Source organism: Enterococcus florum (assembly GCF_004309355.1).
GTDB lineage: Bacteria > Bacillota > Bacilli > Lactobacillales > Enterococcaceae > Enterococcus_A > Enterococcus_A florum.
The window spans coordinates 112,362-124,998 of the sequence record NZ_BJCC01000012.1 but is presented as its reverse complement, the minus strand read 5'-3'; the positions used below and the strand labels follow the sequence as shown (position 1 = coordinate 124,998).

Here is a 12,637-nt window from a genome sequence, read left to right as displayed (position 1 = left end):
CCAAGATAAAAACAATTTCACTAGGATTTTAAATTCATAACTTAACTGTTATAATTGGAGAAAAAAGATTGAGGGAATTATGAATTTACAAAATCTTGAGGTATTTTGTCGTTTAGCTGAAGTTGAGCACTATGGAAAAGTTTCAGATGAGTTCGGAATTGCTCAACCCTCTTTAAGTCGAATGGTCCGAAGAATTGAAAAGGATCTTGGCGTTTCATTATTCAAACCGAGCGGGCGTAATATTCGATTGACGAAGATGGGCAAAATTTATTATCAGAAGGTCAAACATGGATTAGAAGAAATTCAATCAGGCGCGGACACGATACAGGATATTGTCGACCCCTATTTTGGATCTATCGATTTAGGTTTTATATTTACATTGGGTCCTCAAATTGTTCCCCACTTGTTGAAGCAGTTTCGGTGCAACCCGAGTTGGAAGAACTACAAATTTAAGTTTTGGCAAGGGAACACACCCAGACTGGTAGAAAATACGAAGCGTGAAATCTGCGATCTTTCGATTTGTTCTTATTTGGGGAATGAACCTGAAATTGAATTCACCCATTTAATGGATCAAAGACTGGTCGTCATTGTGTCGAAAACACATCCTTACGCAAAGAAACAATCCGTCTCTCTGGAAGATCTTGCCAAAGTCCCGATGATTTTATGTCTGGATAAAACTTACTTCATCGAAAATTTATTCAAAAAAGCAGGCCTGCCGTTAAAAATAGCCTGTCGTGTTGAAGAAGATCAGGCACTTACTGGCTTAGTGTCGATCGACATGGGCGCAGCAATTTTACCATACAATCAATTGATGACATTCTACGATATTTCTGTGTTGGCCTTGGAAGAACCTGTGTATCGTCCAGTTTATTTAGCTAAACGTAAAGATAGTCAATTATCCCCTGGTGCAAAAGCATTTGAAAGCTTCTTAAAACAAAAGGATTTCGATCTGCCAGACCGATTGGTCAATTAAAAAAAGCGGCAAGAAAGCTTCTCGCCGCTTGAATCAGAGATCAGAATAGACCGATCGCCTGCCCGTTTTTATCTACATCCATGTTTAACGCTGCAGGTTTCTTAGGTAATCCAGGCATCGTCATCACATCGCCAGTCAAGGCAACGATAAATCCGGCACCAATTTTTGGTACAAATTCACGAATGGTCACAGTGAACTCCTCTGGCGCACCAAGTTTCTCAGGATCATCTGACAGAGAATATTGTGTTTTTGCCATACAAACAGGCAAACGATCCCAGCCATATCTTTTAAAGGTTTCCAACTGCTGTTGGGCCTTTTTGCTGTAAACCACACCAGAGCCACCATAAATCTCTGTTACGATCGTTTCGATTTTTTCTTGAAGTGTGTCATCCTCTCGGCTGAAAATTGAACGGAAACGATTGTTTTCTTCCTCAATAATCTCTACGACCGTTTTTGCCAAGGCTTCCCCGCCTTCAGGTCCTTTTTCCCAGACGCTGGCGAGTTCAACCTTGACTCCTTCTTTTTCACACAGGTCTTTCAATAACTCAATTTCTTTTTGAGTGTCGCTGATAAATTCATTGATGGCTACGACTACAGGCAAGCCATACTTTTTCATATTTGCTATATGCTTTGCCAAATTACGGAAGCCTTTTTCTAATGCTGCCAGATTTTCAGCGCTTAGTTCTGATTTTACGATTCCGCCATGCATTTTTAACGCACGAATGGTAGCTACGATCACAACCAAGTCCGGTGATTTGCCTAGATTAGGTACTTTGATGTCCAGGAATTTTTCTCCTCCAAGATCGGCGCCAAAACCGGCTTCGGTGACCGTATAATCTCCGCAGTGCAGTGCAGTTTGAGTAGCTAGAATACTGTTGCAGCCATGCGCGATATTCGCAAATGGACCGCCATGGACAAATGCTGGCGTGTGATAAATCGTTTGAACAAGGTTTGGCTTGATGGCCTCTTTTAAAATCAATGCCAAGGCTCCTTCAACTTTTAAATCGCCAACGGTCACTGGTTCACGCTGATAGGTATAAGCAACGACAATGTTCGCAAGTCGTCTTTTAAGATCAAGAATATCCGTGGATAAGCATAAAATCGCCATGATTTCGCTCGCAACTGTGATGTCAAATCCATCCTCGCGAGGAACCCCATTGATTGGGCCACCAAGGCCAACAGTCACGTGGCGTAGTTCTCGATCATTTAGGTCTAAGACCCGTTTCCAAATGACGCGCCGCGGGTCAATTCCTAGTTCGTTCCCCTGATGCAGATGGTTGTCCAGCAGAGCGGACAATGCGTTATTGGCAGTAGTGATCGCGTGCATATCCCCTGTAAAATGAAGATTGATATCCTCCATCGGCAATACTTGCGCATATCCGCCACCAGTCGCACCTCCTTTGATTCCCATCACAGGTCCTAACGACGGCTCCCTTAATGCAATCACCGTCTTTTTACCAATGCGATTCAACGCATCCCCTAACCCGATCGTAATTGTCGATTTGCCCTCTCCAGCGGGAGTTGGATTGATCGAAGTCACGAGAATTAATTTCCCTTCTTTGTTTTGATGGATTTTATTCATGGCAGAAACATCTATTTTCGCTTTGTATTTGCCATGCAACTCTAAATCATCTTCAGAAAGGTTTAATTGTTCTGCGACCTTAGCAATCGGATCCAACGCTGCTTCCTGAGATATTTCGATATCTGTTTTCATAAAGTCATCCTTTCCCGAACGTTCTGCGTTCAATGCCATTATTCATTCGTTCATACACATTATAACGAATTTTTTTGAGAAAAAACACTATTATTCATTTGGATTTTCTACATTCGCTTTTTTTTGTGCTTTCACGTATAATAAAGGCTGTAATCTTAATGATGTTTGTTTGGATCGTTGTCCAAACGGGCGATAGATGAAAATAAGGAGTGTGGCTGTATGGTTATCGGTACTGTGAAATGGTTCGATGAAGCAAAAGGATATGGTTTTATTTCTTATGAGGAAGAACAAGAAATATTTGTTCATTTTACAGCCATCGAAGAAGATGGTTTTAAATCGTTAAACCCAGGACAGCAAGTCGAGTTTGTCATTGTGGAAGGTGCCAGAGGACCACAAGCTGCACATGTAAAAAAACAAACGTAAAGATCAGTCGTGACTGATTTTTACGTTTTCTTCTTTAATGGATAATTCGGGAAACCTCCGACGAAGCTCATTCAAAAAAAGACTTTTCTGCTTTTTTGACATGGCGAACCGATGTTGTTTTTCGCTGCTCTTCATTTTGATCAGCACCCCGTCTTTGCGACTGCGAATTTCTTGAATAGAAGCAACGATCATTTTTTTTTTGTGCCAAAACAGCGAATAATGGATTCGAATCTCTCGTTCACCGAAAGTAAAAAAGCGGTGCAGGCCTGCTGCTAAGAGAATCAGAAAAATTCCAATAACCACGTTGCCTCTCATAAAAAGACCCGTATTTTCCAAGGTAATGATCAGTCCGTAAAATAAAAAAATAAACGTGATCGACCAATAAATAATGGCTAATGACAATTCAGGTTGCCAGTAATAGCGTTTGTTTTTCATACTCTACTCCTAAAAAGGTGGTTTTTTCATGTTAAAAGTTTATACCGATGCCGCAACAAATGGCCAAAAAGAAAAAAGCGGTGGTGGCATTCTGATCGTTTCCGATACGGGACAGCAGCAATTGTCCGTTCCGTTAAAGGAAACAGACAATCACACAGCAGAACTTTCAATCATCCTATATGCTCTGCATTATTTAATAGAAAACCAATTAACAGAACAATCCATTTTCCTTTATTCTGACAGTAAGACTGCAATAAAAATTTTAGATCAAGGAAAAACAAAAAACAACTCTTTTCAGCCATATTTAAGTCAGTTTAATGAATTAGCTACTAAATTTGACCTGCTGATCCTTCAATGGATCCCAGAATCTCAAAATAAAGGTGCTGATCATTTGGCGAAACAAGGCCTGCAGAAATCTCTCAAGCTATAATACTGGAGACAGCAGTCTGGAAAAGTGTTGTTTAAAGGTCAACCATTTCGATTGCTTCTTGATCATTTCAGTCGTTAATAAGATACAATCCTCCATATCCCTTTCAAAAACCTCGCGAAATTGTTGTGCAACAGCTGGATCATAAATGAAGGCACTGGCTTCAAAGTTTAATTCATAGCTGCGGATATCCTGATTGGTTGACCCAAAAGAGGCTAGCTCATTATCCACAACGACTGTTTTCGCATGCAAAAAGCCATTATTGTAATGATAGATTTTCACGCCACGCTGATGCAAAAAATTCGCATAGTATTGTGTAGCCCGATAAATAAATGGATGGTCAGGCATGATCGGGATCATGATTCGAACATCGATTCCCGAGCGTACCGCGATCAAAATCGCTGAGATCATCGTTTCATCTGGAACCAAATATGGACTTTGGATCCACACACTTTTCTCCGCCGCCAAAATCATTCGAACAAATCCATCTCGGATGATCAATTCCTCTGACTCTGGTCCATCCGCGACAATCTGCATAGGAACCCCTTTTTTAAACTCTTCACGAGGCAGCTCAAAGTATTCGGACAAGTATTTCATTCGATCCTCCGGCTTAGAAACGGAAGCATTCCAGTCTCTTAGAAAAATCTCCTGCAACGTAAATGAGGCCGTTCCCACGATACGCCCATGGGTGTCGCGCCAATTTCCAAAGCGTTCATATTCCCCTAGATATTGATCTCCAACATTAAACCCGCCGGTCCAGCCGATGCTTCCATCGATGACTACGATCTTTCGGTGCAAGTGATAATTCAAACGGGTTTTGGCAATAATATTTTTTGAGGTAATGAAAGCAGTGACCTTTCCTCCATTTTTTTTCAGAGTCGAAAAAAAGGCGTCATTTGCTTTAGGTGACCCCCATGGATCATAAATCAATCGGACTTCTAATCCCTCTTTGGCTTTTTCTTCCAAAATCCGCAAAAAGCGATTGCCGATCTTATCGTTGAAAAAAGCATAGTACTCCACATGAATATTCTTCTTGGCATTTCTCAAATCTTCAAACAAACGTTCAAACTTCTCTGTTCCATCATAGAAAAACTCGATCTGATTTCTTGCAGTGATTGGTGATTCATCTCGTCGATCGAAATAGTGAGACAAGGCTTCAGCGGTCGGATAAAGTTTATCCGGTTGATTATGCCGAACTCGTTTATTGTCTTCTTCAATGAAATCACTAATTTCTTTGATGCGTTTCTCATCTTCCTGCTCCAAACGATAGACCGTCTCTCCATCAATCCCTCTACCGCAAAAAGCATATAGAATAAAGCCGACAACGGGCAGAAAAATAAGTGTCAGCAACCAAGCCAAAATCGATGTGATATTGCGCGGCTTGCGAAAAACCGTGATCCCTGCGATGATCGCATTGATCACGAAAAGATAAAAAATTCCTTGTTCCAGCAATCTCATAGCAAACCTCTTTCTCTCATAATCACAAAATTACTCATTCTTCTAAAAAATTATACTATAAAAAATAAAAAAATAACAAGGAAAGTGCAAACCTTCCTTGTTATTTGCTTAAGAAAGCCAGTTCAGAGCTTCACTAAGTGCGTCGTTTAGACCTGCAGGGTTCTTGCCGCCTGCTTGTGCCATATCTGGCCGACCGCCACCACCGCCGCCGACTTTCGGTGCAATTGCTTTGATCAAGTCCCCCGCTTTCAATCCTTTGTCAAGCGCTGCTGGACTCATTGCAGCTAAAAGATTGACCTTCTCGCCTTGAGCAGTCCCCAACACGAGAACATCAGAAGCTGCTTTTTGTTTCCACTGGTCCGCGATTTGCCGCAGTTGATTCATATCCTTCACAGTTACTTGCGCGGTAATAATCGTTGTCCCATTGATTTCCTTAATATCTTTGAAAATGTCTCCCGCTTGCTGATTGGCCAGCTTGGTTGCCAATTGATCATTTTCCTTTTGAAGCTCGCGCAGTTGTTGCTGTAATTGTTCTGTTTTGCTGACCACCTCTTTGATTTGAGGTGATTTTACGATTTGCGCGATCTCCAGTAATCGTTCTTCTTCTTGCCGGAATGCCTCATAAGCCTCTTGGCCAGTCAATGCCTCGATTCGACGAACCCCCGCACCGATACCTGATTCAGAGACAATTTTGAAAAGACCGATATCTTCGGTATTGATTACATGAGTGCCTCCACATAGCTCGATCGACCAATCACCAATGTTGACCACTCGAACATCATGTCCATATTTTTCACCAAACAAAGCCATCGCACCCATATTTTTAGCTGTATCAATATCTGTTTCGATGGTCACAACTGGAATGGCCTCCCAAATACGTTGGTTCACGATTTTCTCCATATTCTTCAACTCATCTGGAGTGACTTGTCCAAAGTGGGTGAAGTCAAAACGCAAATGTTTTGGAGCGACTAAGGAACCCGCTTGATTGGCATGATCCCCTAATACCTCTTTAAGGGCCTTATGCAGTAAATGGGTAGCGGTATGATTTTTAAGAATTTTATTTCTTCTTGCAGCATCAACTTGCAGGAAGTAGTTTTCTCCAGTCGTCAAAGGCTTAGCAACTTCTACTTTGTGTAAAGGCTGTCCGTTCGGTGCTTTTTGAACGTCAATCACTGTCGCCACGATCTCACCTGAGGTATCTGTAATCACACCGTGGTCTGCAACCTGCCCACCCATTTCTGCATAGAAAGGCGTCTTGGCAAAAATCAATTGCGCTGTACCTGGACTCGTTTGTTCAATGACTGCATCGTTTTGGATAATGATCGATAATTTACTTTCAACTTCTAGTTGGTCGTATCCGACGAATTCGCTTTTTACTTTGATTTCGCCCAGCAAGGCTGTTTGAACCCCCATCGAGGTTTCGGTAGTGCGAGCCGCTCGTGCGCGCTCTTTTTGAGCCTGCATTTCGACTTCAAAGCCTTCGTGATCCACTTTTAGACCTTCGTCCTCAGCGACCTCTTCTGTCAATTCTACAGGGAAGCCAAATGTATCATACAGCTTGAAAATCACTTTGCCGTCAAGTGTGGATTTATTGTCCGCTTTTAGTTCTGCCAGGACGTCATTTAGCATTGTCAGCCCTTCATTGATGGTTTCATGGAAACGTTCCTCTTCTGTACGAACAACCTTTTGGATGAACTCACTTTGCTGCTGCACTTCTGGGTAGAAGCTGACCATGATCTTACCGACGATTGGTACAAGTTGGTACAAAAAGGCTTCATTAATTCCTAGCTTTTTACCGTGCATTACTGCTCTGCGCAGCAGACGGCGCAAGACATAACCACGGCCCTCGTTTGAAGGCAACGCTCCGTCACCGATCGCAAATGCCAGAGAACGAATATGGTCAGCAATCACCTTAAATGAAATATCCAATGTCTTATCTGACCCGTATTTTTTTCCGCTCAACTGTTCAGTTTTTTCGATAATTGGTAAAAAAAGGTCCGTTTCAAAATTTGTAGGGGCATCTTGAATGATCGAGACCATTCGTTCCAAGCCCATTCCTGTATCAATATTTTGATGCGGAAGCGGTTCGTACGTGTTGTCAGGTTTGTGATTAAATTCAGAGAACACTAGATTCCAAATTTCCAAGTACCGCTCATTTTCTCCACCTGGATAGTTTTCGGGATCGTCCTCTGCTAAATCATTAAACGATTCACCGCGATCATAAAAAATTTCAGAGTCCGGCCCGCTCGGTCCAACGCCTAAATCCCAAAAATTATCGGCAACCTCTACTACATGGCCTTTTGGCAATCCAACCTCTTCTAGCCAGATTCGTTTTGCTTCAGCATCTTCTGGATAAACGGTCACGTAAAGCTTTTCTGGATCAAAGTCGATCCATTCTGGAGAAGTCAAGAATTCCCAAGCCCAGTGAATGGCTTCGGTTTTAAAGTAGTCCCCGATTGAAAAGTTTCCTAACATCTCAAACATCGTATGGTGACGGGCAGTCTTTCCAACATTTTCAATATCGTTTGTTCGAATCGATTTTTGAGCGTTTGCGATCCGTGGATTTTCAGGCACGACAGAACCATCAAAATATTTTTTCATCGTTGCGACACCCGAATTGATCCACAACAGCGACGGGTCGTTGACAGGTACTAATGAGGCACTTGGCTCCACCATGTGTCCCTTTGATTTAAAAAAGTCTAAAAACATCTGGCGAATTTGTGCACTGCTTAATTGTTTCATCTTTATTCCTCTCTTCTTAAAAAATAAAAAAACTACCACTGCATCCAAGGACGAACATTCGCGGTACCACCTTGGTTGCAATGATAGTTGATCATTACCTCTTCAGCTCGTTAACGCTGAGCAGCGTTGATTTTTCAACCAATTGTAACAGGGAGCGATCCATTGACTGCTGTACACGACTCTCAACAAACGTCGTATTTTCTGTAAAAGTAGCTCAATAAACCATATCCTGATTGAAAGTATAGGAGAAACCGACACAAAAGTCAATTCTCAGTTTAAATTTTGACTAGGATTGCTTTACGATAAAGATACTCTTTAGGAGAGAGGATCTCCTCGTGCAGCAGGGTTTTATCCGGTGAGTAATACGAGGACAACGCCAGCTTGTCAACGATCGGAATTCCTGTATTTTCTTGTTCAGCGGTCAATTTTAATACACCCGGATCTTCTGTGATTTCATAGCGTTCCATTGAAGTGTCAAAAAACAGGCCGAACATATTTTGGCCATTCATCATATTTCGAATGGACTTTCCACGATAAGGGTCATGGATATTTAAATCATTGCCCCAGCGAAAAAGACGTCGACTGCCAGCACCATTGGCATATTCCCACTGATCTTCGGTCAAGAGATCAAAGTTTTGGCTGCGGATCTCTTTTCGCAAAGATGTATACGTATGACGTTTGTGGCTGTAAACATAATAGCAGTCGCTGTTGGGAACTAAATCCATATACCAATGATTTTCTTTTAAGAGATTTTTCGGAAAACTCCAGCGGATACTTTCCGAAGGGCTTAAGTTTGGACAAAGCAAATCCCGAATCTCACTTTCAAAGGCAACAAATTGATCCGCTTCGCCAGTAAAACTGCCATTGACAGCATTATATATGCCTAAATAATCGGTGCCAGCAGGTAGCGGGTAACGCTGCACAAACATCGGTGGAATTTTAACTTTTCTCAGACTGGTCGTCTTTTCATTGATGTATTCTGCCAAAGAGGCCACGTCCAGCAAATTATAGCGAGTCTGTAATCTTTCAGGAATTTTAACGTGGGGGGAATTTGGTGCTGTTTCAAGCAATGACAAGCCTTTTGTCCCCAAATTCCAGCCAAGGATCGCATCACGGTTTCCCGGAATGAATACGAATTCCTCTTCGTCGATACATAATTCAAAGGTTTGGCACTTGATACCGTACAATTCATATTCCTTTAGTTCGATCTCTGTGATCCGCTTCAAAGGACTGACAAAATACATTAAAACTTGGCCAAATAGTGTTCGTTTATCTTTATCGCTTAGGCGTTTCCAATACGACCAATCCAATTGATCAATGAGGTTCATAGAACGCGTCTCCTCCTTTGTTTTCTTATGCTAGAATTATACCACTAAGTAAAGAATCACTGAGCAAAATGAGGGAAATATTTAGCAAAAGTTCTTTTTCGTTGTTTTTTTACAACTTAAAAAGACTCAGCCGAAGCTGAGTCGTTATTGATTCGAATTCTTTTTGTTTTTGCGAAGAGTCCGCTGATCTTGTCTTCGAGCGACGCGTCTTTTTTGTTTGTTTGATTCTGAGATCGCGCGATCAATTTTCTTCTTATAGCCGGGCTTGATTTTTTTCTTTTTCTTTTTGACTAACCCGATCAACGTGGGGTCTAATTCATCTTTATTTTTTTCGCGCTTTTTACGACGATTTCGATCATAAGTGTCGACGATTTCACCATTTTTGATTTCCTTTGGTTCAAAGGAAATCCCTAGTGCTTCGATTTGACTGATCATTTGTTCATCACTAGGATCGTACAAGGTGATCGCCGTTCCGCTCAATCCGTTTCTACCGGTACGACCCACTCGATGAATAAAGAAATCCAATTCGTGAGGGACTTCAGCGTTGATTACATGTGAGACACCTTCGATATCAATTCCTCGAGCAGCAAGATCCGTGGCGACTACAAATTGATACTCCAAATTCTGTACCTGACGCATGACTCGTTTACGTTCACGAGGTGTGATGTCTCCGTGGATCTTGGCGATTTTCAACCCCTGTGATTTTAGATAATCGGAAATCTCATCTACTCGTTGCTTGGTATTTGCAAAAACGATAGCTAGATACGGATGACCAATCGTTAGCAACTGTAAAATCAACTGATTGCTGTCTTTTCCCTTCGTCGAAATCAACCAATTGTCGATCGTATCGGAAATCACTGCTTGTGCTTTGATCTCTTCAATCACCGGATTTTCCATATATTTCAATAAGAAGGGCCGAAGTTTTTCAGGAATTGTTGCTGAAAACACCAGCATCTGCAAATGCTTAGGCAATCGACCAGCGATCTGATCTACCTCCGAAAGAAAGCCCATATCTAATGTCATATCTGCTTCATCGACAACAAAATAGTTCGCTGTATGAACTTTTAACGCTTGCTCATTCATCATATCTAAGATGCGTCCCGGTGTACCGATCACTATATGCGGCTGGTGAGTTTGGAGCTTTTCTAATTGCCGCTGTTTATCTGTCCCACCGACATAATTTGTGACTCTTAGTTCAATGGAAGAATGCTTAGTGATTTGAACCGTTGCCTGATAAATTTGTGTAGCCAATTCACGACTAGGCGCAGTAATGACTACCTGAACTTCATCTCTCGTTCCATCGACTTGATTTAACAAAGGCAACAAAAATGTATGGGTTTTCCCTGAGCCGGTTTGTGATTGACCAACGATATTTTTTCCCTTTTGGATCAACGGAATCAATTTTTCTTGAACAGCGGTTGGCTGTGTAAAGTTCTTTTCTTCAATAGCTTTTATAATAAAAGGCTTTAAATGAAAGGAATCAAATGTCTGCATGTTTTACCTCTTTCTCTTTTACCGTACTGACTGTATACGTGTGACTAACTTTTTCATGGAATAAGCGGTGTTTTCTCCTTATGAGAGCATACAACAAGTTGAAGGTAAATAAAAGTAAAATTCCCAAACTGATCAAACCAAATGTCATATAAGCGATAAATAGGCGATGATTGGTTGTATTGACCAGCTGCGACCAGCTGAATTGAAAAATTTGACTAGTCACGAACAACAATAAATAAAACGCACTGTATCGTTTGACTAAAGCCCATAATTGAACACGAGGCTTCCCAATTTCCTCAACCTTGATTTTCACCAGCTTTTTACCTAGTGTTTGCCCATGCATAAGATAAGACCCTATCATAAAATAGAGGACAATTTTTAACAAATTGCTTGTTACCTCTCCGATATCTCCTGTCAACAAGTCAGAATTCCTGAGTTCAGGTACATATACTGCCGTGATATTAAAGACTGTCTGGAATAAATCAAGCAAAAACCAATCAACAATGGCTGCTGCTGCTCTGCGCAACAAAGTAACTTGTTTGCCTTTTTCGAAGGATTCGTGATCCAATTCACTGCGTGTAGGCAAAAAGAAGGTAAACAATGGGGCACAGAAATATCCCAAGGCACCGCCAAGTGTATTGTGCAGCAAATCATTGACATCAAACAAGCGATAAGGTCTTGGATAAATGAAGTACAGACCGCTCAATTGAGTCAGCTCAAAGAAAAGAGACAAACAAAAGCTTAAAAAGATGGTCTTTTTCCAAGAAAAACGGAAATAATAACGACCGTAAATACCAAATGGAAACACTAAAAAAATATTAAAGACCGGCTCCAAAAAAACCGATTGTCGAAGGGCTGGCAAATAGGTGTCTGGCTGATTAATCCTCAGAACCGTTTGGCTGAGAAAATTTTGCAAAGATTCTCCTAAATGCAATTGGTATGTTGGTCCAGTCATTTCCGCTACTTCATTAATGCTCGGCAGTGGTAATATGACTAAGAAATATGCACTAATCAAATAAAAAACGAATGAATACAACACTAAACTTCTCAATTTTCCTAGAGTACCATATTTGTGATAGTAATAAAGTAAAATGGGAATTGTAATCACTAATGCTAAAAAGGGGAATACAATCAAAGCGATGTGGATAGGATACGTGTAGCTGTTCATAGGTCTCACCTCGATTTTTACTCTACTGAACTTTCCTTCTTCTGACAAATTTGTTGTTTTCTCTTGACGAAACGGTCACTTTTATCAAATACTGTAAGTAGGATCTTTCAGTCCATAAAGTCAAACTATTCTATTGTATCCAGGAGGGATTAAATGCTTAACCCTACATTTGCCTTTGGTGTACCAATTGGTCTATTGGTAGGCTATCTTATTGTTTCACTGATACGCAATAAGAAATACGCAGATTATCGACGCTTTGTCTTGGCTTTAATTTCAGTCTTTTTAACGACTTTCAGCTACCAAGTGTATCGCTACAGCCAAACTGTTCTTTTAGGGAACTCTTTAAAAGACTTTAAAGAATCTTTTAACTACACGCAGCGCCTTTTGCTGATTCCTCTAGCGATAGGAAGTGTTTTAACCATCATCAATTTTTATTTTCTATTTAAACAGTTCAGAAAAAAAGACTAGCTTCTAT

At 41.0% G+C, this 12,637-nt stretch carries 11 protein-coding genes; 4 read left to right on the top strand and 7 right to left on the bottom strand.

The features are described from left to right. The first annotated feature begins 79 nt into the window (after window positions 1-79). Window positions 80-973, top strand: a complete 894-nt coding sequence (locus NRIC_RS07780) for a LysR family transcriptional regulator (RefSeq protein WP_146622136.1) — start codon at window positions 80-82, stop codon at window positions 971-973. Window positions 974-1,013: 40 nt separating this feature from the next. Here the strand turns inward: NRIC_RS07780 and NRIC_RS07775 are convergent, their stop codons facing one another. Then, window positions 1,014-2,687 (bottom strand): formate--tetrahydrofolate ligase, encoded by a 1,674-nt coding sequence (locus NRIC_RS07775; protein WP_146622135.1) that lies wholly within the window; start codon window positions 2,685-2,687, stop codon window positions 1,014-1,016. A gap of 219 nt (window positions 2,688-2,906) precedes the next feature. Between NRIC_RS07775 and NRIC_RS07770 the strand changes: the two genes are divergently transcribed. Further along, the gene (locus NRIC_RS07770; RefSeq protein ID WP_146622134.1) at window positions 2,907-3,110 is read left to right on the top strand and encodes a cold-shock protein; all 204 of its coding nucleotides are present in this window, start codon (window positions 2,907-2,909) and stop codon (window positions 3,108-3,110) included. A 3-nt stretch (window positions 3,111-3,113) separates the two neighbouring features. On the opposite strand, the gene NRIC_RS07765 is transcribed toward NRIC_RS07770, so the two are convergent. Continuing rightward, the gene (locus tag NRIC_RS07765; protein WP_146622133.1) at window positions 3,114-3,545 is read right to left on the bottom strand and encodes an EbsA family protein; all 432 of its coding nucleotides are present in this window, start codon (window positions 3,543-3,545) and stop codon (window positions 3,114-3,116) included. Window positions 3,546-3,573: 28 nt separating this feature from the next. Here NRIC_RS07765 and NRIC_RS07760 point away from each other — a divergent pair, with 28 nt between their 5' ends. Next, window positions 3,574-3,975 carry a ribonuclease HI family protein gene (locus NRIC_RS07760; RefSeq protein ID WP_146622132.1) on the top strand — a complete coding sequence of 134 codons (402 nt, stop codon included), beginning with the start codon at window positions 3,574-3,576 and terminating at the stop codon, window positions 3,973-3,975. Here NRIC_RS07760 and cls read toward each other — a convergent pair. The 5 genes from cls to NRIC_RS07735 form a co-directional block, all read right to left on the bottom strand. Continuing rightward, window positions 3,970-5,430 carry a cardiolipin synthase gene (cls, locus tag NRIC_RS07755; protein ID WP_146622131.1) on the bottom strand — a complete coding sequence of 487 codons (1,461 nt, stop codon included), beginning with the start codon at window positions 5,428-5,430 and terminating at the stop codon, window positions 3,970-3,972. The two genes, NRIC_RS07760 and cls, sit on opposite strands and share 6 nt — an antisense overlap. A 108-nt stretch (window positions 5,431-5,538) precedes the next feature. Continuing rightward, on the bottom strand, window positions 5,539-8,172 hold the full coding sequence (alaS, locus tag NRIC_RS07750; protein WP_146622130.1) for an alanine--tRNA ligase: 2,634 nt from the start codon (window positions 8,170-8,172) through the stop codon (window positions 5,539-5,541). Between the two features lie 275 nt (window positions 8,173-8,447). Continuing rightward, window positions 8,448-9,500, bottom strand: coding sequence for a DUF7278 family profilin-like fold-containing protein (locus NRIC_RS07745; protein ID WP_146622129.1), 1,053 nt, complete (start codon window positions 9,498-9,500; stop codon window positions 8,448-8,450). 144 nt (window positions 9,501-9,644) lie between these two features. Further along, window positions 9,645-10,994, bottom strand: a complete 1,350-nt coding sequence (locus tag NRIC_RS07740) for a DEAD/DEAH box helicase (RefSeq protein ID WP_146622128.1) — start codon at window positions 10,992-10,994, stop codon at window positions 9,645-9,647. Then, window positions 10,981-12,162, bottom strand: a complete 1,182-nt coding sequence (locus NRIC_RS07735; protein ID WP_146622127.1) for a VanZ family protein — start codon at window positions 12,160-12,162, stop codon at window positions 10,981-10,983. Before NRIC_RS07735 ends, NRIC_RS07740 begins: the two co-directional genes overlap by 14 nt. Window positions 12,163-12,315: 153 nt before the next feature. Here NRIC_RS07735 and NRIC_RS07730 point away from each other — a divergent pair, with 153 nt between their 5' ends. Next, window positions 12,316-12,630 carry a hypothetical protein gene (locus NRIC_RS07730; RefSeq protein WP_146622126.1) on the top strand — a complete coding sequence of 105 codons (315 nt, stop codon included), beginning with the start codon at window positions 12,316-12,318 and terminating at the stop codon, window positions 12,628-12,630. The last annotated feature ends 7 nt before the right edge of the window (window positions 12,631-12,637 follow it).